The sequence below is a fragment of the Amycolatopsis silviterrae genome (assembly GCF_042684085.1).
Classification (GTDB): domain Bacteria; phylum Actinomycetota; class Actinomycetes; order Mycobacteriales; family Pseudonocardiaceae; genus Amycolatopsis; species Amycolatopsis silviterrae.
Map to the genome: position 1 here is coordinate 165,669 of NZ_JBHUKS010000024.1, position 23,269 is coordinate 188,937.

The window sequence follows — 23,269 nt, forward strand, 5'->3', positions numbered from 1 at the left end:
GGCCCATGACCACGCTGAAGGCGACCCTGCACGACGACCTGACGACCGCGATCAAGGCGAGGGACCAGCTGCGCTCGGCAACGCTGCGGCTGACCCTCTCGGCGATCGGCTACGAGGAAACCGCAGGCGACGCGGCCCGCGAACTGTCCGACGACGAAGTACTGAAGATCATCACCCGCGAGGTGAAGAAACGCCGCGACGCCGCCGAGGCCTTCGAGAAGGCAGGCCGCGCGGACTCAGCGGACCGTGAACGAGCCGAGGCCGAAGTCCTCACCGCGTACCTGCCGGCCCAACTGTCGGACGACGAGCTGCGCACGCTGGTCACCGAAGCAGTGACGGAAAGCGGCGCCTCCGGAATGGCCGGAATGGGCGCGGTGATGAAGGCAGTGCAGCCGAAGATCGCCGGCCGCGCCGAAGGCTCCCGCGTAGCAGCCGAAGTGAAACGCCAACTCTCCGCCGGATGACCCACGCACCCCCGCCGCCGTCCGTGAGGGCCACCTTCACAGCCCCTGATTCCCCCAGGGTTCCCCTCACGACCCGCACGCACCCCCGCCGCTGTCCGTGAAGGACTCCTTGAAGGAATCAGATTCCCTCAAGGAGTCCTTCACGGCCCCCCATCCCACCCCCCGGCCTCGAACCCCGGCCTGGAACCCCCGACTCGAACCCCCGCCGATGCACCCGCCGAGCGAGGCACCCAGCCCCACCCCCGCACCCCGATACGAAGCCTCCCTGCGGGCGGCGGGTGTTTGTCAAGGCATCTTTCCCGCCTTGACAAACACCCGCCGCCCGTCAGCACAATCCGGCTTCGGGGTGCCCCACGCAACCGAAACCCCCGCCACCGCAAACAAAGAACCCGCCCCCGCCATCCCGGCCGAGAACGGGCCCCTAACGCCTACCCTCACTTCGACGCCGCCATCGCCACCGCGGTCAGGGTCGCCAACCCCCCGACCCCGCACGCCCCGACGACCAACCCGGAAACCGCCGCGACCGACGAGGCCAACCGCACCGCCGTCCCAGCGATCCAGCGCAACACCCGAACCAGCGCGATCAACGCCACCAACGCAAGCACGAGCACCCCGGCTGGCACGCCCTGCGCGCTGCTCTCCGCGGCGGCCAGCACAGCGGTCATATCCGCACCTGTATCCGCGGTTCGCCCAGGTTTTCGCGCCCGAATTCGCGCATGTTCTCGTACGCCCGCCGGCGCAGTTCCTCGCGAGCCTGAACGCGCTTGCGCTCCGAACCCAGCTGCCACACCCAGCGCCAGCCCGCGACCGTCGCGAAGAGCGAACCGGCGAGGATCACCAGGAACGCCTGTGCGGCGGGGCCGTGGAACGATTCGAAGCTCAGCAGCACCAGCAATGCCCACACCTGGGCAACGGTGAACGGCACGACCAGCGCCGCCGCGTACACCCCCCGACGCCAGCGAACCGGCTGAGGAGCGGGAAGAAACGGTTCCATGACTGCCTCCCTCGGTGGTGTGCTTCCAGAAAACCCCGGCGGGGCCGGGAAATCTGTGTCTGCTGACACGTTCAGCGCGCGAGCCGCCGCAGTTCCCCGAGCCGGTGGATGGTCACCTGGCCGCGCCCGGTGCTGATCACCCCCTGGCGGCGCAGTTCCCGGGTCACCCGGGCCCACGATTCCCGCGAAATCGCTGCTGTCATAGCAAGTTCTGCTTGCGTGCCGGGCACCGCGACTTCGATATCCGCACCTCGCCGCACGCCGTGCTGGACCGCCAGCTGCATCAGCTGCGCGGCCACCCGCCGGGTCATCGTCCCGCCGCCGAGATCGAGCCACTGGCGCCCGACGTCGCGCATCCGGTCGGCCAGCACCTGCAGCAGCGCCCAGGAGATCGCCGCCTCGCGCCGGCACAGCGCCACGAACCGCGCGGCGGGCACGACCAGGACGTCCAGTTCGTCGAGCGCCTGCACCGTCGCCGACCTCCGCCCGCCGTCGATCACGGCCAGCTCGCCGATCACGTCGCCCGCGCCGCGGACGCCGATCACGACATCGCGGCCGTCCGGCGTCGCGTTGGTGATCCGGACGTGCCCGGTCAGCAGGAGCAGCACCACCGCGGCCCGTTCGCCTTCCCGGCAGAGCACGTCCCCGCGCCGGTAGGACTTGCGGACGGCCAGCTCTTCGAGCTTCGCCCGGTCCGCGTCGCCCAGCGCGGGCCAGAACCCGATCGTCTCCACGGCGGTCCACCCTCCTCGTCGCCGGCCGGACCGGTCAGGCGATCAGTCCCGCTCCCGGCCGGACGGCGTCGATGATGCGGACCCAGCCGCGGGTCCGCTGCCCGCCGACGCGCACGTGGAAGGCGTGGGCGAAAGCGCTGCGGTCGATCCCGGCGTAGCCGTGCCGCACGACCGAGCGGTGGATGGCGTTCGAGACGACGAGCGCGAGCGGCCCCGAAGAGCCGCGCAGTCTTCGTTTCAGATCAGGGGCGTCGAGGAGACGGCAGGCGATGTCGATGTCCTCGCCGTACGGCCCGTGCGCGTCGTAGTGCACCTCGCCGGCGTGCACCGAGACGCGCAGCCGGAAGGCGAGTTCGGGGTCCTGGTCTCCGTGCCGGGCGAGCAGCTCGGCCAGCGCGGGCACCACGCGGGCGAGCAGCACCGTCTTCGGCACCTCGTCGACCGGGCGGATCAGGCACAGCGCGCCGTCGCCGCGGTCCACGAACGGGTCCCGGAACTGGTCGGTGATGCCACCGGCCCGGAACGCCTCGTCGAGCAGGTCGAACAGGACCGAACGGAGCCCGGCCCGAGCCGGGTTCGTGCGCGTGGTCGACCCTTCGATGTCGACGACCACGATGGCTCGGTGTACTGGTGCCTGTACTGCTGAGGTGTCCATGACCGCCCCCCTATTTCAGGAAGCTACTGAAATCTAGTAGACTTTCACAGCAGCTACTATAGGGCCGGGCTCGGACTGAAACAATGGTGTCGCGCACACGACATCTTTCGTTCAGGTGCGGGTCTAGTCCGCGATTGGCAACCCCTGCCCGCCCGGCAACACGCGAACCCCGGTCTGTCCGGCCACCCCGGCGCCCCGGGTGTAGAATCCCCGCCATTCACGCCTGACTGAACTTCACTGAAGGGTCTGAAGTCGTGTCTCAGCCCAACCCCGCGCTCGCCGCCCGCCTGCGTACTCTGCGCAAGGAGAGCTGGTCCGACGTGGTGCTGACCCAGAAGCAGCTCGCCGAGGCGTTCGGCGTGAGCACCGGGCTGCTGTCGTCGTGGGAGAACGTGGCGAAGCCGATCGCGCCGCCGCCGCCGCGGCTCGAGGCGTACGCGACGTTCTTCGCCACCCGCCGCTCGGTGCAGGGCCGCAAGCTCCACCTGCTCGGCGTCGACGAGCTGACCGACGACGAGCACACCGTGCGCAAGGAGCTGCTCGCGGAGCTGCAGGCGCTGCGCGGCGACCTCGACGACCCGCCCGCGCAGCCGGTCTTCGCCCCGGCCAGCCTGTGGCACTTCCCGCCGAACCAGGACATCGTGATCGTCTGCGCGCAGCTGCCCGAGCAGTACCGCATCGCCTACACCGACCCGTCCAGCCCGGACTACGTGAACCTCTACACCTACGCCGACCCGGACGCGCTGATCGAGCTGTACGGCCACATCCGCGCGTGCAACCCGACGAGCAACGTCACCTTCCGCACCACCGACCAGAACACGACGCTGTCGGCCGACGAGTACACCGCGCACCTGGTGCTGCTCGGCGGCGTGGACTGGAACCCGCAGACCCGCGCCCTGCTCGACCGGGTCGACGCGCCGGTCCGCCAGATCAGCCGCAAGGGCGACGAGGAGCAGCTGGACAGCGGGTTCGTGGTCACCGACGCGGACGGGTCGACCCGGATGTTCAGCGCCAAACTGCGGGGCGGCACACTGATCGAAGACGTCGCGCACTTCTACCACGGCGTCAGCCCGCTCAACCGCAAGCGCACCGTGACCGTGTGCAACGGGATGTACGGCCGCGGCACCCTCGGGGCCGTACGAGCACTGACCGACCACCGCTTCCGCGACCGCAACCAGGCTTACCTCGACCGGCGTTTCGCGGGCGCGGACTCCTTCAGCATCATCAGCCGGGTCCCCGTCTTCGACAACCAAGGGCTCACCCCTGACTGGACCCTGCGAGAGAACCGGCTGCACGAGTGGCCAGAATCGAGCCTCCCATGACCGCGACTGTCGCAGCGCCGGCGCAGCACACGACGCACCAGCGGCTGCTGCATCGCGTCGCCGCCGAGGACGCGCCACAGGCCCCGCTCGACGCGATCGTCGTGCCCAACGGCCGCCCCGCCGCCTACCTCAAGGACGCCTTCCGCGCGGCCCGCGAGGTCGACGCCACGCTTCTGCTGCTGTGCAGCAAGAACGCGCGGGCGAGCGACGCGGTGCTCGCCGCGAAGCGCGCCGGGGTCCGGGCCCGCGCGATCGACACCGACCAGGCCGCCGGTCTCGGAGCTGTCCCGCCGTTCGCGACGAGCAGGCTGCTGCAGGCGAAACGCCTGCTGCGCCGCGCCGACACGAGCTTCAAGCGCAACCTCGGCGTGCTCGTCGCCGACCTGGCCGGATGGCAGCGCGTCCTGTTCCTCGACGACGACATCCATGTGTCGGAGCCGGGCGACCTCCGTGCGGCGGCGGGCCTGCTCGGCGAGTACGCGGCCGTCGGCCTCACGAACACCGGCATGCGGGACAACTCCGTGGTGTGCCACGCCTACCACGAATCCGGCGGGCAGCAGGACACCTTCGTCGGCGGCGGCGCACTCGCGGTCGGACGCGACGCGTTCTCCTCGTTCTTCCCGGACATCTACAACGAGGACTGGTTTTTTCTCCTCAGCGGCACCGGCCTGCGCGCCACCGCGATCACCGGCGCCGCGTACCAGCACGACTACGACCCCTACCGCAACACCGTGCGCGCCCGGTCGGAGGAACTGGGCGACACGCTCGCCGAAGGCATCTACTGCCTGCTGGACAACGGGCTCGGCATCGCGGACGCGACCACCGAGCACTGGGCGGACTTCCTGGAGAGCCGCCGGGCGTTCATCCGCACGACACTGCGCCAAGTGCAGGACGCGCCGTACCTGACCGGCGCGTACGAGGACCGGATGATCGCGGCGCTGAAGGCCGCGCTCGGCCGCAACCTGCTGATCACGCCGGACCTGTGCATCCGGTACCTGCGCGCGTGGCAGCGGGACCGCGACACCTGGCAGACGCACCTGATGTCCCTGCGCGCACGGCACGGTTCGGCCGGCTACCCGGACGACGCGTTCCGCACGCTCGGGATTTCGGAGATCGTGCACAAGTCCTGACCCCTCACCGCTCCCCGCACGTCCGGCCGGCCAGCGGCGCCGGATGCCCGTCCCGCAGCCCCTTCACCAGAACATGGCACCGTTCGGCTTCGGAAACCGTGCGCCCGTCCGGCGAAACGCGCTCCGCGTAGCAGACAACCGTGCCGTGGCCCCAGTCCCGGTAGCCGAGACGGCCGTACAGCCGAGCCGCGCGGGTGTTGTCCGTGCGGACCGCGAGCGCGCCGAGCGCGTGCCCCCGGCCGACCAGGTAGTCCTCGGCCGCATGCACGAGAGCCGCGCCGATGCCGCGATTGCGCGCGTCCGGAGCCACTTCCAGATGGTTCAGCAGCGGAACCCCCGGCAGATGCCCGCGGATCGGCGGCTCCTCGGCGTCTTCGAGCCACAGGTACACAGCCCCGACCGGCCGCGCGGCGCACCAGGCGGTGAACAGGACGCCGAGGCCCTTCGCCTGCCGGGTGAACCGGTCGTCGAAGAACCCCCGGTCGCCGAGCACCGCCGCGAGCACCGCGAGGTCCGCCTGTTCCGCGGGCCGGATCGAGACCTCGCCCATCAACGCCGACTCCTGTCCACCAGGCACGCGAGCGGAAGACCGGCCGGGCACGGGCCTCGGTCCTGATCATGGCCGCCCGGCCTCAAGAGTAAGTGTGCGCGGCGTAGGCGCGAAGCCCGCAGACGTCGCACCTTGGTCCTGCGAACGGAGCAACCGGCTACCCTGCGCCACCGCGCCCCGCCCCCGGTTTCCACGTCTCCAATACACCCCGGGACGAACCGCTTTAAACGGAAACCGCGCAGTAGTGCGGAAAACCGCTTCGGGGATCGGGTTCGGCGCGGGATTGAGCGGTGGGTTGGAGGGAGTTCAGCGGATCCAGTTGCGGGGGTGGGGATTCAGGCGTTCCGGGGGTCCGGGGGGCGGCAGGGTTGCGCGGCGTCGGTCGAGCGGATGCACCGGCGGGCACGCGGTCGCGCACCGTCGATGGCCCGTCGCGATCGGCTGGGGTTCCGGGTGCACCACGGTCCGGCCTCCTTCCGCAGGGTGCGGTGGCTTGGAACGGCACTCGCGACCGGCTGAGGCCGGTGCGAACACGTTGTCTGCTCGCCGCAGCCAGTCCAGCCGCCAACCGCACGCACTCTTGTACGCGGAGCGTGCCGCCGCCGGTGAGACCAGGTCCATCGGCACCCGCACCGGCTCAGCCGCCTTCCGCGCACTCCGACGAACCACCGCACGCGCACCGCCACCGGCTGAATCAAGCCCAGCGGCACCCCAACTCGACGCCGTCCGCGCATCCCGGCGAGCCGCCGGATCCCGCGCCGCCACCGGCCAAAGTCCAGCGGCCCCTCATCGCAACCGCACGCATCCCGGCGCACCACCACCGGCTAAATCAGATCCAGCGGGTCCAGCTGCACCCGCACCGGCTCCACCGCCTTCCGCGCATCCCGCCGCGCCACCGCGTCCCGCACCACTGTCGCCAAAGCGCGGCCGTCCGGGCGGGCCACTCGCACCAGGGCCCGTTCCCGCTCCGCGTTGCCCTCGGCGTCGAAATCGCCCAGCGGGACCGGGCCCAGCACCTCGCCGGACTCCGGCAGCGGGAGGTCGTCCAGCACGCTCGCCACCGCTGCCGGGCTTCCCTCGACGCTCGCCATCCGCATCGCGGGCGGGAAGCCCAGTTCCCGTCGTTGTTCCAGCTCCTGGCTGGCATGCCACCCCGGATCCCAGCGCACCAGCGCCTGCACCGCGGCCAGTCCTGCCTCCGCGCCGACGACCACCCGGCCGCCGGCCGACGCTGGGCGGACCAGCGCGCCGGCAGCCATCCATCGGCGGAGGGTTTCTTCCGCGGCACGCAGATCCTGACGGCCGAGCAGCGCCCAGCCGTCCAGCAGCAGCGCCGCGCCGTACCCGCCTTCGGCGACTGGCTCCGCGCCTGGCGTGCAGACCACCAACGCCGGACGTCCAGGCACCGTCGCCAAGACCTCGGCGGCACCGGAGGTTCGCACGGGCACCCCGGGGAAGGCCCGGCCCAGCTCTTCCGCAGTGCGCTTCGCGCCGACTACCACCGCTCGCAGCCGCACAGAACCGCAAGCGGGGCAACGGAAAGCGGTCTCCGGAACCCCGCACCACCGGCAGGCGGGCGGGCGCGGGGCGCCGTCGACCGAACCGCCGGGCAGCGCGAGCGGGCCGGCGCAGCGGCGGCAGTGGGCGGGCGTCCGGCATTGGCCGCAGGACAATCCGGGGACGTAACCCCGGCGCGGAACCTGGACCAGAGCGGGAAATCCGGCGGCGAAGGCTTGGCGGGCCGCCTCGAAAGCGACCGCGGGCAGGCGGGCGACGCGGGCGGCTTCGTCGCGGGCGACGTCGAAGTCCTCGCCGACTGGGGTGACCCGGGGCGCGGCGGCGCGCAGTTCCGCGCGACCGGCCTGGATCTGTTGCGCCCAGCCGGATTCCACCAGGAGCTGAGCTTCGGCGGTCCGCGCGAAGCCGCCGACGACGAAGGCGGATTTCGTGGCGTGCGCCCGATCCATCAGCACATCCCGCACGTGCGGGTACGGCGCATGCGGATCCAGGTGCAGATCGTCGCCGTCGTCCCACACCACGAACAGGCCCGGATCGGCGACCGGCGCGAACATCGCCGCGCGCGTGCCGACCACCACGCGGACCGCGCCGCGCAGCACCGAAAGCCAGCGCCGGTACCGTTCCGCCGGTCCCAAACCGGCGATCAGCGCCGCGACCCCCTGCTCCCCCACCAGCTCGATGCACGCCTCGTGCACCCGGGTGAGGTCGCGGTGGTCCGGCACCACCAAGACCGCACCCCGGCCCTGGGACGCCGCGGTGGCAGCGGCTTCGGCGAGCCGGCGCGGCCAGTCCTCGCCAGGGAGGCCTTGCCAGACCGCGTTGGCCGGACGGCCTTCCGCCACGGCCTCCAGAAACGCTTCGCCGCGTTGGTAACGGGACCAAGCGGACACATCCGGCGCATCCGGGGCGGGAGCTGGTTCGGCGGGCGGTTCGCCTTCGACTTTCGCGTGCCGGGGCGGCAATGCCAGCCGCAGCACGTCGGACAGCGTTCCGGCGTAGCGGTCGGCCACCGATCGGCAGACCGCGTGCAAAGCGGGCGGCAGCACGGGTTCGCTGGAGGTGACCCGTTCCAGGTACGCGAGTTTCCGCTCGTACTCGGTCGTGTCCGTGCGCTCGATGAGATAGCCGTCGACGAGCTGCCCGGCGAAGCGCACCCGCACCCGGCAGCCGGGGACCGCGGTTTCGTGCAGCTTCTCCGGCACCTGGTAGTCGAAAGTGCGGTCCAGGTGCGCGAGCGGGATGTCGACGGCGATCTTCGCCACCGGCAGTTCGGGCGCGGGTTGCTGCTGGCCCTTCCGGGAGCGTGACTTGGCGGACGAGGTCTTCTTCGCCGGCGCGGCCTTCGGCTCCGGTGCGGAGCGCGAAGGCTCCGGCAGGTCCCACAGAGGGGCGGGTTCGGAGCTGCTCACCAGAAGATCTCTACCAGACGCCCCCGACACTCCTGCCGCCGAAGTCCGTGAGGGGAACCCTGAGGGAATCAGAGTCCCTCAGGGTTCCCCTCACGGACGGGCGGATCAGGCGCCGGCGAGCGAGCGCAGTGCCTCGGCGCGGGCGGTGCTTTCCCACGGCAGGTTCAGGTCCGGGCGGCCGAAGTGGCCGTACGCCGCGGTCGGGGCGTAGATCGGGCGCAGCAGGTCCAGGTCGCGGATGATCGCGGCCGGGCGCAGGTCGAAGACCTCGCTGATGGCCGACTGGATCTTGCTCGGGTCGACCGTCTCGGTGCCGAACGTCTCCACGAACAGGCCCACCGGGGCTGCCTTGCCGATCGCGTACGCCACCTGCACCTCGACCCGTCCGGCGAGCCCGGCGGCGACCACGTTCTTGGCCACCCAGCGCATCGCGTACGCGGCCGAGCGGTCCACCTTGGACGGGTCCTTGCCGGAGAACGCGCCGCCGCCGTGGCGGGCCATGCCGCCGTAGGTGTCGACGATGATCTTGCGGCCGGTGAGCCCGGCGTCGCCCATCGGGCCGCCGATCACGAAGCGGCCGGTGGGGTTGACCAGCAGGCGGGTGCCGTCGGTGTCGAGGCCCAGCTCGGACAGCTCCGGCTCCACCACGTGCTTGCGCACGTCGACCCCGAGCATCTGCTCCAGGTCGATCCCGTCCGCGTGCTGGGTGGACACGACGACGGTGTCGAGCCGCACCGGCTGCTCGCCGGCGTACTCGATGGTGACCTGGGTCTTGCCGTCCGGGCGCAGGTACGGCAGCACGCCGTCCTTGCGGACCGCGGTCAGCCGCCGCGAGAGCCGGTGCGCCAGCGCGATCGGCAGCGGCATCAGCTCGGGCGTGTCCGAGCAGGCGTAGCCGAACATCAGGCCCTGGTCGCCCGCGCCCTGGCGGTTGATCTCGTCCTCGTCCGACTCGACTCGCGACTCGTACGCGGTGTCGACGCCCTGGGCGATGTCCGGGGACTGCGACCCGATCGCCACGTTCACGCCGCAGGAGTTGCCGTCGAAGCCCTTGGCCGACGAGTCGTAGCCGATCCGCAGGATGACGTCCCGCACGATGGTGGGGATGTCCGCGTACGCCTCGGTGGTCACCTCGCCCGCGACGTGCACCTGGCCCGTGGTGATCAGGGTCTCGACGGCGACCCGGCTGCGCGGGTCCTTCGTCAGCAGGCCGTCGAGGATCGAGTCGCTGATCGCGTCACAGATCTTGTCAGGGTGGCCCTCTGTCACGGATTCCGACGTGAACAGCCTTTTCGTGGACGCAGACACGACCTCGTCACTTCCCTCGCATCTAGCAATGGCGCCCCACCGGATTTCAGGCGCTCCTGGCACAGCCCACCCTACCCAGCGGGCCTGTAGCTAAAGTCGACGTTCGATCAACGCTGTTACGGCATCCCACAATGTGGCCGCCAGCCGGGCTTTAGCGCCCTGCGAGATGACCTGCTCAGCGCCGTCCGCGGCGAGCAGCCAGCCCGCGTTGTCCTCGGTGCCGAACGCCTTGCCGTCGCCGACCGCGTTGACCACGAGCAGGTCCGCGCCCTTGCGGCGGAGCTTGGCCCGGGCGTGGTCCAGCACACTGCCGTTCTCGTCGCCGGTTTCCGCGGCGAACCCGACCACGATCTGCCCGGAACGCCGTTTCCGCACCAGTTCGGCGAGGATGTCGGCGTTGCGGTCGAGCGTGATGACCGGGTCCGGGCTGTCGTCGGACTTCTTGATCTTGTGGTCCGCCCGCGAAGCGGGACGGAAATCGGCGACCGCGGCCGCCATCACGACGACATCCGCTTCCGCCGCCGCGGCATGCACCGCTTCGCGCATTTCCTCCGCGGTGGACACGCGCCGCAGCGTCGCGCCCGCCGGGGACGGCAGCTCGTCGGTGTGCCCGGCGACCAGCGTGACCTCGGCGCCGCGCTGCGCGGCGACCCGGGCGAGGGCGAAGCCCTGCTTGCCGGACGAGCGGTTGCCGAGGAAGCGGACCGGGTCGAGCGGTTCGCGAGTGCCGCCCGCGGAGATCACCACGCGGAGGCCTTCGAGGTCGCGCGGCAGCGCGCGCGGCTCGGCGAGCAGCAGCCGGGCCAGGTCGACGATCTCGGCCGGGTCGGCGAGCCGTCCCTTGCCGGTGTCGACGCCGGTCAGCCGCCCGGCCGCGGGTTCGGTGACGACCAGGCCGCGCGAGCGCAGCAGCGCCACGTTGTCGCGGGTGGCCGGGTGCTCCCACATCTCGGTGTGCATCGCCGGGAAGAAGGCGACCGGGCACCGGGCGGTGAGCAGGGTGTTGGTGAGGAGGTCGTCGGCGAGCCCGTGCGCGGCCTTGGCCAGCAGGTTCGCGGTCGCCGGGACGACCAGCACGAGGTCGGCCTCTTTGCCGACCCGGACGTGCTGCACCTCGGGCACCTCGGTGAACACGCCGGTGTGCACCGGGTTCCCCGACAGCGCCTCGAAGGTCGCCGCGCCGACGAAGTTCAGCGCGGCCTCGGTGGGCACGACGCGGACGTCGTGCCCGGATTCGGTGAGGCCCCGCAGGACCTCGCACGCCTTGTAGGCGGCGATGCCGCCGCCGACGCCCAGGACGACCCTGGGCCGCGCGTCACTCACCCTCGGTGTGCTCGAGCAGCCCGCCGTGGATCTCGCGCAGCGCGATCGACAGCGGCTTCTCGCGGGGGCCGGGCTCGACCAGCGGGCCGACGTACTCCAGCAGGCCCTCGCCCAGCTGCGCGTAGTAGTCGTTGATCTGCCGGGCCCGCTTGGCCGAGTAGATCACCAGCGCGTACTTCGAGGAGACCTTCTCGAGCAGGTCGTCGATCGGCGGGTTGGTGATGCCTTCGAGCTCTTCCAGCGTCGCCTGTTGCACAGTCACTCGTGGTGCTCCGTATCGTCACATCGATCGGCGGCAGAATCGCCACCGCCGGTAATCAAGTCTAGCAACCGCCGCGCGGCGACCTCGACGTCGGCGTTCACGACCCGCTCGTCGAACTCTCCCGCCGCGGCCAGTTCGCGTTCGGCCTCGGCCAGCCGGGCGGCCACCGCGGCCTCGCTTTCGGTGCCGCGGCCGGTGAGCCTGCCGACCAGTTCGTCCCAGGACGGCGGCATCAGCATGACCAGCCGGGCTTCCGGCATCGCGGCCCGGACCTGCCGGGCGCCCTGCAGCTCGATCTCCAGCACCGCCGGACGGCCGTCCGCCAATGCCTTCTCCACCGGCTCGCGCGGCGTCCCGTACCGGTTGCCCGCGAACTCGGCCCACTCCAGCAGCCGGTTCCCGGCCACCATCCGGTCGAATTCGGCGGAATCCACGAAGTGGTAATGGTTTCCGTCGACCTCGCCCGGCCGCGGCGCCCGCGTCGTCACCGAAACGCTGAAGTACAGGTTCGGCTCGAGCCGGCGCAGCTGTCCCACCACACTCGACTTCCCGACTCCGGAAGGGCCGGAGACGACGGTGAGCCGGGGGCGGGAGACATCCCCCGCCACCGGCTCACTGCCGCGGTCGGCGCCCCGGGTCACCGGGTAGTCCTGACCGACGCCGCTCACTCGCCGCTGAACTCGGCCAGCAGCGCCTTGCGCTGCCGGTCGCCGAGCCCGCGGAGCCTGCGGCTGGGGGCGATCTCCAGTCGTTCCATCGTCTGCTGGGCACGGACCTTGCCGACGCCGGGGAGCGCCTCGAGCAAGGCCGAAACCTTCATCTTGCCGAGGACTTCGTTCTCCTCGGCCTGCTTCAGCACGTCGACCAGAGTGGTACCGCCCCGCTTCAGCCGCTCCTTCAGCTCAGCACGGATGCGGCGGGCGGCGGCGGCCTTCTCCAGCGCCGCAGCACGCTGTTCCTCTGTCAGCTGGGGAAGTGCCACGTTTTCCTCCGGTAGTTCTCACATCTGGGTGGGTGACGCGACGGTACCCACCCCTGAGCAGGGGCCACAATGCGGGGGTGGCTGGTGGAGCGCGATTCCGGGGCCTGCTATTGGTCTTTTTCCCGCGGTCCCGCCAACCGGCCGTTCACCTCTTGGGCCGCACGGCGTAACGCGTCGGTGTCCGGGCCGTGGCGCAGCAGGTCACGGGACGACGCCGGGAGCAGGCCGGGAAGCCCGTCTCCGAAGACTGCCCGCAAATCCGCTTCGGTTGCCCCCTGCGCCCCGAAACCGGGCGCGAGCACCGGTCCGTTGAGCCGGCTCAGGTCGACTTCCCCAGGAGCCACAGTGGCCCCTACGACCACGCCGACGTCGCCGTACGGCTCAGCACCCGCGTTGTGGTCCGCAGCGGCGTCCACGACGCTCTGAGCGACCGTACGGCCGTCTTCGAGCCGCGCGCGCTGCAACGCGTTCGCCTCCGGGTTGGACGTGCGCGCGAGCACGAAGAGCCCGTTGCCCGCTTCGCGTGCCGCCGTCACCGCCGCGTCGAGCGCGCCGAAGCCGAGGTACGGCGACACCGTGGCCGCGTCGGCGGTGAAAGCCGCCTTCTCGGCCACGTACGCCGCCGTGTAGGCCGCCATGGTGGAACCGATGTCACCGCGCTTCACGTCCAGCAGGACGAGCGCTCCGGCGTCGTGGGCCACGTCCACGACGCGTTCCAGGACCGCCACGCCGGCGGGCCCGAACGCCTCGAAGAACGCCGACTGCGGCTTCACGATCGACGCCACCTCGCCCAGCGCCTCCGCGGCGCTGAGCGCGAAGCGTTCGAGCCCGCTCGCGTCGAGCGGCAGGCCCCACGCCTCGATCAGGCCCGGATGCGGGTCGATCCCGGCGCACAGCGGCCCGCGCGCGGCGACCGCTTCGGCGAGCCGGGCCCCGAACCGCGCGGTCACGACGTCGCCTTCAGCGCGGCCTGGAGGTCCTGAAGGCTGCGCACGCCGATGTCGCCCCGGATAAGCGCTTCGATGCCGTGCACGGCCGCCGCGGCACCTTGAACCGTGGTGACGCAAGGAATGTCACGCGACACCGCGGCAGTCCGGATTTCATAACCGTCCACGCGGGGTCCGCTGTTTCCGTACGGCGTGTTGATGACCATGTTCACGTCGCCGGCGAGGATCACGTCGACGATGTTCGGCTCGCCGTTGCCCGGGTCCGGCTCGGAGTGCTTGCGCACGACCGAACAGGCAACCCCGTTGCGCCGCAACACTTCCGCGGTGCCGGCGGTGGCGAGGATCTCGAAGCCGAGGTCGGCGAGGCGCTTCACCGGGAAGACCAGCGAACGCTTGTCGCGGTTGGCGACGGAGACGAAAACCCGGCCCGAGGTGGGAAGGGATCCGTAAGCGCCGCTCTGCGATTTCGCGAACGCTTTCCCGAACGAGGTGTCGACGCCCATGACTTCGCCGGTGGACTTCATTTCCGGGCCGAGCAGGGAATCGACGCCGTGCCCTTCCGGGGTGCGGAACCGGTGGAACGGCAGGACGGCTTCCTTGACCGCGACCGGGGAGTCGGCGGGCATCCGGCCGCCGTCGCCCTCGGCGGGCAGGACCCCGCCGGCGCGCAGGTCCTTGATCGTCGAGCCGGTCATCACCAGCGCCGCCGCCTTCGCGAGCGGCACCGCGGTGGCCTTCGAGACGAACGGGACGGTGCGCGAGGCGCGCGGGTTCGCTTCCAGGACGTAGAGCACGTCGTCCTTGAGCGCGTACTGCACGTTCAGCAGGCCGCGGACGCCGACGCCGCGGGCGATGGCCTCGGTGGAGCGGCGGACCGCGTCGAGGTCCTGCGCGCCGAGGGTGATCGGCGGCAGGGCGCAGGACGAGTCGCCGGAGTGGATGCCGGCTTCCTCGATGTGCTCCATGACGCCGCCGAGGTAGAGGTCCTCGCCGTCGAACAGGGCGTCGACGTCGATCTCGATGGCGTCGTCGAGGAACCGGTCCACCAGCACCGGGTGCTCGGGGGTGACCTCGGTGGCGCGGCGGATGTAGCCGGCGAGGGACTCCTCGTCGTACACGATCTCCATGCCACGCCCGCCCAGCACGTAGGACGGGCGGACCAGGACCGGGTAGCCGATGTCGTCGGCGATCCGCTTCGCGCCCTCGAACGAGGTCGCCGTGCCGTACTTCGGCGCGGGGAGCCCGGCCTCGGTCAGCACCTCGCCGAACGCGCCGCGGTCCTCGGCGAGGTCGATCGCCTCCGGTGGCGTCCCGACCACCGGGACCCCGGCGTCGGCCAGCCGCTGCGCGAGCCCGAGCGGCGTCTGCCCGCCCAGCTGCACGATCACGCCCGCCACGGTGCCGGACTGCTGCTCGGCGTGCACGACCTCGAGCACGTCCTCGAACGACAGCGGCTCGAAGTACAGCCGGTCGCTCGTGTCGTAGTCGGTGGACACGGTTTCCGGGTTGCAGTTGACCATCACGGCCTCGAACCCGGCCTCGCGCAACGCGATCGCCGCGTGCACGCAGGAGTAGTCGAACTCGATGCCCTGCCCGATCCGGTTCGGGCCGGAGCCGAGGATCAGCACCTTCGGCTTGTCGCCCTGCGCCGCGACCTCGGAGACCGCCGCGGGGTCGGTCTCGTAGGCCGAGTAGTGGTACGGAGTCTTCGCCGCGAATTCGGCGGCGCAGGTGTCGACCGTCTTGAACACCGGCCGCACCCCCAGCCGGTGCCGCAGCGCCCGCACGCCGTCCTCGCCCGCGAGCTCCGGGCGCAGCGCGGCGATCTGGCGGTCCGACAGGCCGGTGCGCTTCGCCCGCCGCAGCAGGTCGCCGTCGAGCACCGGGGCGTCGCGGACCTCGGCGCCGACCTCGCCGATCAGCGCGATCTGGTCGATGAACCACGGGTCGATCCCGGAGGCCTCGTGCACCTGTTCGACCGTCGCACCCAGCCGCAGCGCGCGCTCGACCTCGTAGAGGCGGCCTTCGTGCGGGGTGCGCAGGTCGTCCAAAGTGGACTCCAGCGTGACGCCCTCGGGGTCCGGCTGCGTCCAGAACCCGGTCGCCTTCGTCTCGATCGACCGCATCGCCTTTCCGAGCGCCTCGGGGAAGCTGCGGCCGAACGACATCGCCTCGCCGACCGACTTCATCGTGGTGGTCAGCGTCGGGTCCGCGCCGGGGAACTTCTCGAACGCGAACCGCGGCACCTTCACCACGACGTAGTCCAGCGTCGGCTCGAACGCGGCCGGGGTCTCGCCGGTGATGTCGTTGCGGATCTCGTCGAGGGTGTAGCCGATCGCCAGCTTCGCCGCGATCTTCGCGATCGGGAAACCGGTCGCCTTCGACGCCAGCGCGCTGGACCGCGACACGCGCGGGTTCATCTCGATCACGACCATCCGGCCGTCGGCCGGGTTGAACGCGAACTGGATGTTGCAGCCGCCGGTGTCGACGCCGACCTCGCGCAGCACCGCGATGCCGACGTCGCGCATCACCTGGAACTCGCGGTCGGTCAGCGTCATCGTCGGCGCGACGGTGACCGAATCGCCGGTGTGCACGCCCATCGCGTCCACGTTCTCGATCGAGCACACGACCACCACGTTGTCGTGCTTGTCGCGCATCAGCTCGAGCTCGTACTCCTTCCAGCCGAGCACGCTCTCCTCGATCAGCACCTCGGTGACCGGGGACTCGGTGAGCCCGGTCGACGCGAGCCGCTCCAGGTCCTCGGGCGTGTGCGCCATGCCGGAGCCGAGGCCGCCCATCGTGAACGACGGCCGGATCACCACCGGCAGGCCCAGTTCCTCCACCGTGGACCGGACCTCGTCCATGTCGTGGCAGACGCGGGAGCGCGGGACGTCCGCGCCGACCGTGCGCACGATGTCCTTGAACTTCTGCCGGTCCTCGCCGCGCTGGATCGCGTCGATGTCCGCGCCGATCAGCTCCACGCCGTACTTCTCCAGCACGCCGCGCTCGTGCAGCGCCACCGCGCAGTTCAGCGCGGTCTGCCCGCCCAGCGTCGCCAGCAGCGCGTCCGGCCGCTCGGCCGCGATGACCTTCTCCACGAAGTCCGGCGTCACCGGCTCGATGTAGGTGGCGTCCGCGAACTCCGGATCCGTCATGATCGTCGCGGGGTTCGAGTTCACCAGGGACACGCGCAGGCCTTCGCTGCGCAGCACCCGGCAGGCCTGCGTGCCCGAGTAGTCGAACTCGGCCGCCTGCCCGATCACGATCGGCCCGGAGCCGATCACCAGCACGTGCTGGATGTCCGTCCTCTTCGGCATCAGATTCCTTCTTTCACCAGGCACCGCAAGCCGTCGCGGAAAGCCTGGAAACTTGCGGATCGGTTGTTCTCGACATCCATGTGCGGGGCGATGTCGGTGGCGGCAAGGACCTTCTGCAAGCCCTTGCGGTGGTAACCGTGCTTGCGCAGCACGTGCGCCAGGCCCTCCCACGCGCCTCCCGGAACGGCTTCCGGGTCGCGGAATTTCACCTGGTCGCCCACGCTCGGCGGCACCTTCGGGTAGGCCGTGTGCAACGCGGGAACGTCCCCGAGGAACCACGACTCGAGTTCCTCGATCACGATCCGCAGCAGCACTGCTTTCGAAGGCAGTCCCGATTCATTCGCTATCCGGACGAGCCTGGCCTTGAGTTCGGTGCACTCGTCGTCGTCCCGATCGACGAGAACGACGATCCGCAGGCCCGCCTGCGCCCAGTAGTACGAGTAGTCGCGGAGCCGGACCGGGAGCTTGCGCAGCAAGCTGTCCTTGCCGTTGAACGGGACGATCTCGAAGCCGACCCCGGGAACGACCTTCGGCAGCAGGATCTTCAGCGCCGCTTCCGCGGACGGTTCCTCCACGAGCACTTCGAGGCGGGACAAAGCGGTCACGGCCGCTCCACCAGGGGATCGCCGAACCGGAAGTAGCCTTCCGTCCACAATTCGCCGAGCGCGGCTCCGGCTTCGGCCATCCGGGCCACCGGAGCCTCGTCCGAGGCGCGCTTGACTTCGGCGTAGCCGTCGTCCGCCTTGGCGAACGCCCAGACCTCGTCCGGGCGCAGAGCGTCGACGAATCGCGGCGAGTGGGTCGCGGCGATGACCTGATCGGCTGCCCCGCCGCGCGCGTCCTCCGCGAGGAGGTAGTGCAACCGCGGGTGGACCTGGTTTTCCGGCTCCTCCAGCAGCAGCACAGCCAGCGGACTGCGCAATGCTACGAGGTAGCCGAGCAGAAGCATCGTTCCGTCCGAGATGTTCTCCGGCAGAATCGGTTCGGCGCTGCCTTTTTCCTTCAACCGGACGATGTGGCTGCCGTCTCCCAGCCGAAGCGGGAGAATGTCTTCCAGCCCGGGGACATACCGGCGCAGCGCGCGCAGCACTTCCGCCCACTCGCCGGCGTGTTCGTCTCGCAGCGTCTCGACCCGCATGGCGATGTTGTCGCCGCGAGGGTCCAGCCCCGTTCCGCGCCGGACTCCGCGCGTACCCGAACGCATTGCGGAGACGTCCAGATCGATCAACTGGACCCGCCCCATGAGGCCGAGAAACTGACCGAGGTGCGCGTTCCCGAGCAACTGCCCGAACACACCAGCCGCCAAGATCCGGGCGCTGGCCAATTCCTCGTCCCGCCAGCCTTGCTCCCCGGGACGCCGGACTCGGCCGACGCCACGGCCGAAGTCCAGAACGCCGATCAGGCTTTCAGGGTCCCCCGGCGACCAGGACAACCGTTCGCGCACCGCGACCGGGCCGTCGTCGTCCTCGTCGAGGACGACGACGTACTCGAAGAGCGCGCCCTCTCGGCGACAGGCCACTTCGATCTCGACCGGGCCCGCCAGCTCCCGGCTTCGGATCTCCGAGAGCCCATCACGCCTCGACCAGGCCGCTTCGAGCCCGCCGCCCAGTGCCTCCGCGACAAGACCCAGTGCGTCGAAGACCGTGGACTTGCCGCTGCCGTTCGGCCCTACGAGAGCAGTCACCGGCGTGAGACCGTCCAGCTCGACGTCCCCGAGCACCCGGTAGTTGCGGATCCGGATCCGCTCGATCCCGGTCTCGACCGGCCCCGCTGTCACCGGGTCTTCTCCATCAACTCAACGAATTCGTCGAACAGCGGCGCGGCGTCGTGCGGACCCGCGGCCGCTTCGGGGTGGTACTGCACGGAAAACGCCGGAACATCGAAGGCGCGCACGCCCTCGACGGTGTCGTCGTTCGGGCAGTAGTGGCTGATCTGCGCGGCCCCGTAAGGGGAATCGAACCGCTGGCCCGGCTCGCCTTCGAGGGCGAAGCCGTGGTTCTGCGCGGTGATCGCGACCCGGCCGGTCGCCACGTCGATCACCGGGATGTTGATCCCCCGGTGCCCGTAGCGCATCTTGTAGGTGCCGAGACCCAGGGCGCGGCCGAGGATCTGGTTGCCGAAGCAGATCCCGAACAGCGGAATCCGTTGCTCCAGAACGGTTTTCGTCAACGCCGTCGCGTGCGCGGTCGTCGCCGGGTCGCCGGGGCCGTTGGACAGGAACACCCCGTCCGGCTCCAGCGCCAGCAGCTCCTCCGCGCTCGTGCCCGAGGGCAGCACGTGCACCTCGATGCCCCGCTGCGTCATCAGCCGCGGCGTGTTCGACTTGATCCCGAGGTCCAGCGCCGCGACGCGGAACCGTCGTTCGCCTTGCGCCGCAACGACATACGGCTTCTCCGTGGAGACCTCGCCGGCGAGGTCCGCGCCCTTCATCGGCGGGCTCGCCAGCACCTCCGACACCATCTGCTCGTCGCTGCCCAGCGCGTCGCCGGAGAACACTCCGGCGCGCATCGCGCCCTGCTCGCGCAGGTGCCGGGTCAGGGTGCGGGTGTCCACTTCGGAAATCCCGACGACGCCCTGGCGCACCAGCTCCTCGTCCAGCGTGCGCTTCGCCCGCCAGTTCGACGGCGTGCGCGCGGGATCCCGCACCACGTAACCGGAAACCCAGATCCGGTCCGACTCGTCGTCCTCGTCGTTCCAGCCGGTGTTGCCGATCTGCGGCGCGGTCTGCACCACGATCTGCCGGTGGTACGACGGGTCGGTCAGCGTTTCCTGGTAGCCCGTCATGCCGGTGCAGAACACCGCCTCGCCGAGGGTCCGCCCGCGCGCGCCGTACGCCGCGCCGCGGAACACCCGGCCGTCTTCGAGAACCAGGGCGGCGGGGCCGCGAGTGCCGGTGCTCACTGGGCACCTCCCTTGATGTCGTGATCGGAAAGTTCGGTAATCCATTGTGGATAGTCGTCCAAGTCGTCGCCGCGGAATCCGGTGTCCAGTTCGGACTCCCCGAGCCGCCAGGTGATCACCAGCAGCGCGTCGGTGCCCATGACCTTCCCGGCGATCCGCGAATCGCGGCGCACCCCGGTGACCGAGGAGCGCGGGATCCAGAAGTCCGGCGCGCCGCCGCGTTCCACCGCGATCCCGTCCGGGTGCAGCCGCCACACCGCTCCGGTGCGCAGGCCCGCGCCGCGGGTGACGATCCGGTCCTGCCAGTTGCCCGCGGTGGTGGTGCTCAGGTACACGCCGGCGGATTCGAGCTGGAACTCGCCCGGGTCGGCCGGGATCTCCGGGAACGGCGCGATCCGCGCGCTCTGCGAACGCGCCTTGCGCCGCCAGCCGACCCACATGCCCCACAGGCACAGCAGGAAGAACGCGACGATCCCCAGCGTCAGCAGCAACCGCTCCATCAGCAGATCTTCCCCTCGCGCGCGGTGATCCGCCCGCGCAGCAGGGTCGCCGTCACCACGCCGGGCAACCGCATTCCCTCGTACGGGGTGTTGGCCGCGATGCTGGCCAGTTCGGCCCCGCGCACGGTCCACTCGGCGTCCGGGTCGACCAGCGTCAGGTTCGCCGGTTCGCCCGCTTCGATCGGACGGCCGTGCCCGGCCAGGTTCCCGACCTCCGCGGGCCGCTCGCTCATCACCCGGGCGACGCCGCGCCAGTCGAGCAGGCCGGTCTTGACCATCGTCTCGACGACCACCGACAGCGCGGTCTGCAGGCCGAGCATGCCGGGCCGGGCCGCGGCCCACTCGGTGTCCTTGTCCTGCGGGGCGTGCGGCGCGTGGTCGGTGGCGACGCAGTCCACGACGCCCTCGGCCAGCGCGGCGCGCAGCTTCTCCGCGTCGCCGCCGGTGCGCAGCGGCGGGTTGACCTTGTTGACCGGGTCGTAGGTCTCCAGCCGGTCGTCGGTGAGCAGCAGGTGGTGCGGCGTGACCTCGGCCGACACCTTCGTGCCGCGCTCCTTCGCCCAGCGCAGCACGTCGACCGTGCCCGCGGTGGAGACGTGGCAGACGTGCAGCCGCGCGTTCGCGTGCAGCGCCAGCAGGCAGTCGCGCGCGACGATCGATTCCTCCGCCGACGCCGGCCAGCCCGCGTAGCCGAGCCGCGACGCCTGCTCGCCCTCGTGCGCCTGCGCCCCGACGGTGAGCCGCGGTTCCTCGGCGTGCTGGGCGATCACCGCGTCGAGCGCGGTCGAGTACTCCAGCGCGCGGCGCATCAGCAGCGGATCCGCGACGCACACGCCGTCGTCGGAGAAGACCCGCACCGCCGCGGTGCCCTTGGCCATCGTGCCCAGTTCGGCGAGCTTCTCGCCCTTGAGCCCGACCGTGACCGCGCCGACCGGGTGGACGTCGACCAGGCCGACCTCCTGCCCGCGCCGCCACACGTGGTCGGTGACGAGCGAGTTGTCCGCGACCGGATCGGTGTTGGCCATGGCGAACACGGCGGTGTAGCCGCCCAGCGCGGCCGCGGCGGAACCGCTGTCGACGGTCTCGGTGTCTTCCCGGCCCGGCTCGCGCAGGTGCGTGTGCAGGTCGACGAACCCGGGCAGCAGGACCTGGCCCTTGGCGTCGAGCACCTCGGCGCCCTCGGGGACGCGCACGTCGCCGATCGCGGCGATCACGCCGTCCTCGACCAGCACGTCCACCGGCTCGCCCTCGCCGTACGGGCGGGCACCCTTGATCACGATGCTCACGCGGCAGCTCCTTCACTGGCCAGGAGGTGGTAGAGGACCGCCATGCGCACGTGGACGCCGTTGCGGACCTGTTCGGTAATCGCTGAGGAGGGGGAATCCGCGACCGCGGAGGCGATCTCCATGCCGCGCAGCATCGGGCCGGGGTGCAGCACGACGGCGTGGTCCGGCAGCAGCGCCTGGCGGCGTTCGGAGAGCCCGTAGGAGATCGAATACTCGCGCGCCGACGGGAAGAACCCGCCGTGCATGCGCTCAGCCTGGACGCGCAGCATCATCACCGCGTCGGCCGCGGGCAGCTCGGCGTCGAGGTCGTGCGACACCGTCACCGGCAGCTTCTCGACGCCGACCGGCAGCAGCGTCGGCGGCGCGACGAGCACCACCTCCGCGCCGAGGGTGCTGAGCAGGTGGATGTTCGACCGCGCGACCCGGCTGTGCAGGACGTCGCCGACGATCGCGATGCGCCGGTCCTTCAGCGAGCCGAGCCGTTCGCGCAGCGTCGCCGCGTCGAGCAGCGCCTGCGTGGGGTGCTCGTGCATGCCGTCGCCCGCGTTGACCACCGCGGTGCCCGGACCGGCGAGCCAGCCGGACAGCCGGTGCGCGGCACCCGAGGCGGGATGCCGGACGATCACGCAGTCGGCGCCCGCGGCGGCGAGGGTGAGCGCGGTGTCCCGCAGCGATTCGCCCTTGTTCACCGAGGAACTGGACGCCGAGACGTTGATCACGTCCGCGCTCATCCACTTCCCGGCGATCTCGAACGACACCCGGGTGCGCGTGGAGTTTTCGTAGAACAGCGTGATCACGGTGCGGCCGCGCAGCGTCGGCAGTTTCTTGACCTCGCGGCCGAGCAGCGTGTGCTTCAGCTCGTCGGCGGTGTCGAGCACGGCGGTCGCGGTGTCCGCGTCGAGCCCGTCGGTGGCGAGCAGGTGCTTCACCGGGTTTCTCCTTCCGGCGCGCGCAGCAGCACCGCGTCCCGGCCGTCGGTTTCGGACAACAGCACGGAGACGCCCTCGGCGCGCGCGGTGGGCACGTTCTTGCCGACGTAGTCGGCGCGGATCGGCAGCTCGCGGTGGCCGCGGTCGACGAGCACGGCGAGCTGGACGGCGCGCGGGCGGCCGTGGTCGCGCAGGGCGTCGAGGGCGGCGCGGATGGTGCGGCCGGAGAACAGGACGTCGTCGACGAGGATGACGACCCGGTTGTCGATCCCGTCCGGCGGCAGCTGCGTCTGCTCGAGGGCGCGCGGCGGGCGGCGGCGGAGATCGTCGCGGTAGAGGGTGACGTCGAGGGCGCCGTACGGCGGCGCGGCCCCGGCGAACTCGCCGATCTTCCCGGCGAGGCGCGCGGCCAGCGGAGTGCCGCGGGTGGGGATGCCGAGCAGCACCGGATACTGCTCCGGCGGACCGGCTCCGAGAGCGGTCTTCTCGATGACCTGGTGGGCCATCCTCGCGATCGTGCGCGCGACATCACCGGCGGACAGCAGCTCGCGCTCTCCCGCCGGCTCCGCCGCGCCACGCGGACGTGACGACAAGGCGGACCTCCTTCCCCGCCTCTCTGGACGGGTCCTTAAAGGACGTCGGCAACCGGCTGCTGCCGGAAACCGCACCGACAGTAGCAGGACCGGTCAATCAGTCTTCCGGGTGGTAGCCGCACGGCCGCCACCTGCGCGGACCGAC

At 71.0% G+C, this 23,269-nt stretch carries 23 protein-coding genes; 3 read left to right on the forward strand and 20 right to left on the reverse strand.

What is annotated here, in order from left to right; all coding sequences use genetic code 11:
• Positions 1-5 precede the first annotated feature (5 nt).
• A complete protein-coding gene (locus ACFSVL_RS31025; protein ID WP_378309103.1) occupies positions 6-464 on the forward strand; it encodes a GatB/YqeY domain-containing protein in 459 nt (152 codons plus the stop codon).
• A gap of 434 nt (positions 465-898) precedes the next feature.
• Here ACFSVL_RS31025 and ACFSVL_RS31030 read toward each other — a convergent pair whose 3' ends face one another.
• From ACFSVL_RS31030 to ACFSVL_RS31045, 4 genes are all read right to left on the reverse strand, one after another.
• Positions 899-1,129 (reverse strand): hypothetical protein, encoded by a 231-nt coding sequence (locus tag ACFSVL_RS31030; protein ID WP_378309104.1) that lies wholly within the window; start codon positions 1,127-1,129, stop codon positions 899-901.
• Positions 1,126-1,458 carry a hypothetical protein gene (locus ACFSVL_RS31035; RefSeq protein ID WP_378309105.1) on the reverse strand — a complete coding sequence of 111 codons (333 nt, stop codon included), beginning with the start codon at positions 1,456-1,458 and terminating at the stop codon, positions 1,126-1,128. Before ACFSVL_RS31035 ends, ACFSVL_RS31030 begins: the two co-directional genes overlap by 4 nt.
• A gap of 71 nt (positions 1,459-1,529) precedes the next feature.
• Complete coding sequence (locus ACFSVL_RS31040; protein WP_378309106.1) at positions 1,530-2,192, reverse strand: Crp/Fnr family transcriptional regulator; 663 nt, start codon at positions 2,190-2,192, stop codon at positions 1,530-1,532.
• A 34-nt stretch (positions 2,193-2,226) separates the two neighbouring features.
• The gene (locus ACFSVL_RS31045; RefSeq protein ID WP_378309107.1) at positions 2,227-2,847 is read right to left on the reverse strand and encodes a hypothetical protein; all 621 of its coding nucleotides are present in this window, start codon (positions 2,845-2,847) and stop codon (positions 2,227-2,229) included.
• A 254-nt stretch (positions 2,848-3,101) separates the two neighbouring features.
• Here ACFSVL_RS31045 and ACFSVL_RS31050 point away from each other — a divergent pair, with 254 nt between their 5' ends.
• Both ACFSVL_RS31050 and ACFSVL_RS31055 read left to right on the forward strand, forming a co-directional pair.
• Complete coding sequence (locus tag ACFSVL_RS31050; protein ID WP_378309108.1) at positions 3,102-4,169, forward strand: helix-turn-helix domain-containing protein; 1,068 nt, start codon at positions 3,102-3,104, stop codon at positions 4,167-4,169.
• Entirely contained in the window at positions 4,166-5,299 is a 1,134-nt protein-coding gene (locus ACFSVL_RS31055) for a hypothetical protein (RefSeq protein ID WP_378309109.1), read from the forward strand. The genes ACFSVL_RS31050 and ACFSVL_RS31055 overlap by 4 nt, the downstream gene beginning before the upstream one ends.
• A 4-nt stretch (positions 5,300-5,303) precedes the next feature.
• Here the strand turns inward: ACFSVL_RS31055 and ACFSVL_RS31060 are convergent, their stop codons facing one another.
• The 16 genes from ACFSVL_RS31060 to pyrR all read right to left on the reverse strand — a co-directional run bounded on the left by ACFSVL_RS31060 (position 5,304) and on the right by pyrR (position 23,124).
• Positions 5,304-5,849 carry a GNAT family N-acetyltransferase gene (locus tag ACFSVL_RS31060; protein WP_378309110.1) on the reverse strand — a complete coding sequence of 182 codons (546 nt, stop codon included), beginning with the start codon at positions 5,847-5,849 and terminating at the stop codon, positions 5,304-5,306.
• 824 nt (positions 5,850-6,673) lie between these two features.
• Complete coding sequence (locus tag ACFSVL_RS31065; RefSeq protein WP_378309111.1) at positions 6,674-8,776, reverse strand: primosomal protein N'; 2,103 nt, start codon at positions 8,774-8,776, stop codon at positions 6,674-6,676.
• Between the two features lie 105 nt (positions 8,777-8,881).
• Positions 8,882-10,084, reverse strand: coding sequence for a methionine adenosyltransferase (gene metK, locus ACFSVL_RS31070; RefSeq protein ID WP_378309112.1), 1,203 nt, complete (start codon positions 10,082-10,084; stop codon positions 8,882-8,884).
• A 90-nt stretch (positions 10,085-10,174) separates the two neighbouring features.
• Positions 10,175-11,407, reverse strand: coding sequence for a bifunctional phosphopantothenoylcysteine decarboxylase/phosphopantothenate--cysteine ligase CoaBC (gene coaBC, locus ACFSVL_RS31075; protein ID WP_378309113.1), 1,233 nt, complete (start codon positions 11,405-11,407; stop codon positions 10,175-10,177).
• Positions 11,400-11,669 carry a DNA-directed RNA polymerase subunit omega gene (rpoZ, locus tag ACFSVL_RS31080; protein WP_020658117.1) on the reverse strand — a complete coding sequence of 90 codons (270 nt, stop codon included), beginning with the start codon at positions 11,667-11,669 and terminating at the stop codon, positions 11,400-11,402. Before rpoZ ends, coaBC begins: the two co-directional genes overlap by 8 nt.
• Positions 11,666-12,337, reverse strand: a complete 672-nt coding sequence (gene gmk, locus ACFSVL_RS31085; RefSeq protein ID WP_378309114.1) for a guanylate kinase — start codon at positions 12,335-12,337, stop codon at positions 11,666-11,668. The genes rpoZ and gmk overlap by 4 nt, the downstream gene beginning before the upstream one ends.
• Positions 12,334-12,651: an integration host factor, actinobacterial type gene (mihF, locus tag ACFSVL_RS31090; protein WP_003096398.1), complete on the reverse strand. Its 318-nt coding sequence runs from the start codon at positions 12,649-12,651 to the stop codon at positions 12,334-12,336. The genes gmk and mihF overlap by 4 nt, the downstream gene beginning before the upstream one ends.
• Positions 12,652-12,758: 107 nt before the next feature.
• Positions 12,759-13,601, reverse strand: coding sequence for an orotidine-5'-phosphate decarboxylase (gene pyrF / locus ACFSVL_RS31095; protein WP_378309115.1), 843 nt, complete (start codon positions 13,599-13,601; stop codon positions 12,759-12,761).
• Positions 13,598-16,915 (reverse strand): carbamoyl-phosphate synthase large subunit, encoded by a 3,318-nt coding sequence (carB, locus tag ACFSVL_RS31100; RefSeq protein WP_378309116.1) that lies wholly within the window; start codon positions 16,913-16,915, stop codon positions 13,598-13,600. The genes pyrF and carB overlap by 4 nt, the downstream gene beginning before the upstream one ends.
• Positions 16,915-17,520, reverse strand: coding sequence for a DUF4276 family protein (locus ACFSVL_RS31105; protein WP_378309117.1), 606 nt, complete (start codon positions 17,518-17,520; stop codon positions 16,915-16,917). The genes carB and ACFSVL_RS31105 overlap by 1 nt, the downstream gene beginning before the upstream one ends.
• The gene (locus ACFSVL_RS31110) at positions 17,517-18,692 is read right to left on the reverse strand and encodes an AAA family ATPase (protein WP_378309118.1); all 1,176 of its coding nucleotides are present in this window, start codon (positions 18,690-18,692) and stop codon (positions 17,517-17,519) included. Before ACFSVL_RS31110 ends, ACFSVL_RS31105 begins: the two co-directional genes overlap by 4 nt.
• A complete protein-coding gene (gene carA / locus ACFSVL_RS31115; RefSeq protein WP_378309119.1) occupies positions 18,689-19,861 on the reverse strand; it encodes a glutamine-hydrolyzing carbamoyl-phosphate synthase small subunit in 1,173 nt (390 codons plus the stop codon). The genes ACFSVL_RS31110 and carA overlap by 4 nt, the downstream gene beginning before the upstream one ends.
• Complete coding sequence (locus tag ACFSVL_RS31120; RefSeq protein WP_378309120.1) at positions 19,813-20,316, reverse strand: PH-like domain-containing protein; 504 nt, start codon at positions 20,314-20,316, stop codon at positions 19,813-19,815. Before ACFSVL_RS31120 ends, carA begins: the two co-directional genes overlap by 49 nt.
• A complete protein-coding gene (locus ACFSVL_RS31125) occupies positions 20,316-21,602 on the reverse strand; it encodes a dihydroorotase (RefSeq protein ID WP_378309121.1) in 1,287 nt (428 codons plus the stop codon). The genes ACFSVL_RS31120 and ACFSVL_RS31125 overlap by 1 nt, the downstream gene beginning before the upstream one ends.
• A complete protein-coding gene (locus ACFSVL_RS31130) occupies positions 21,599-22,531 on the reverse strand; it encodes an aspartate carbamoyltransferase catalytic subunit (protein WP_378309122.1) in 933 nt (310 codons plus the stop codon). The genes ACFSVL_RS31125 and ACFSVL_RS31130 overlap by 4 nt, the downstream gene beginning before the upstream one ends.
• Positions 22,528-23,124, reverse strand: coding sequence for a bifunctional pyr operon transcriptional regulator/uracil phosphoribosyltransferase PyrR (pyrR, locus tag ACFSVL_RS31135; RefSeq protein ID WP_378309123.1), 597 nt, complete (start codon positions 23,122-23,124; stop codon positions 22,528-22,530). The genes ACFSVL_RS31130 and pyrR overlap by 4 nt, the downstream gene beginning before the upstream one ends.
• Positions 23,125-23,269 lie beyond the last annotated feature (145 nt).

Bases quoted from the DNA above. Each gene is read 5' to 3' on its own strand.
- ACFSVL_RS31035 (WP_378309105.1), bottom strand. From the start codon at position 1,458: ATGGAACCGTTTCTTCCCGCTCCTCAGCCGGTTCGCTGGCGTCGGGGG.
- ACFSVL_RS31060 (WP_378309110.1), bottom strand. From the start codon at position 5,849: ATGGGCGAGGTCTCGATCCGGCCCGCGGAACAGGCGGACCTCGCGGTG.
- ACFSVL_RS31045 (WP_378309107.1), bottom strand. From the start codon at position 2,847: ATGGACACCTCAGCAGTACAGGCACCAGTACACCGAGCCATCGTGGTC.
- ACFSVL_RS31030 (WP_378309104.1), bottom strand. From the start codon at position 1,129: ATGACCGCTGTGCTGGCCGCCGCGGAGAGCAGCGCGCAGGGCGTGCCA.
- ACFSVL_RS31055 (WP_378309109.1), top strand. From the start codon at position 4,166: ATGACCGCGACTGTCGCAGCGCCGGCGCAGCACACGACGCACCAGCGG.
- carB (WP_378309116.1), bottom strand. From the start codon at position 16,915: ATGCCGAAGAGGACGGACATCCAGCACGTGCTGGTGATCGGCTCCGGG.
- ACFSVL_RS31120 (WP_378309120.1), bottom strand. From the start codon at position 20,316: ATGGAGCGGTTGCTGCTGACGCTGGGGATCGTCGCGTTCTTCCTGCTG.
- carA (WP_378309119.1), bottom strand. From the start codon at position 19,861: ATGGATTACCGAACTTTCCGATCACGACATCAAGGGAGGTGCCCAGTG.
- ACFSVL_RS31025 (WP_378309103.1), top strand. From the start codon at position 6: ATGACCACGCTGAAGGCGACCCTGCACGACGACCTGACGACCGCGATC.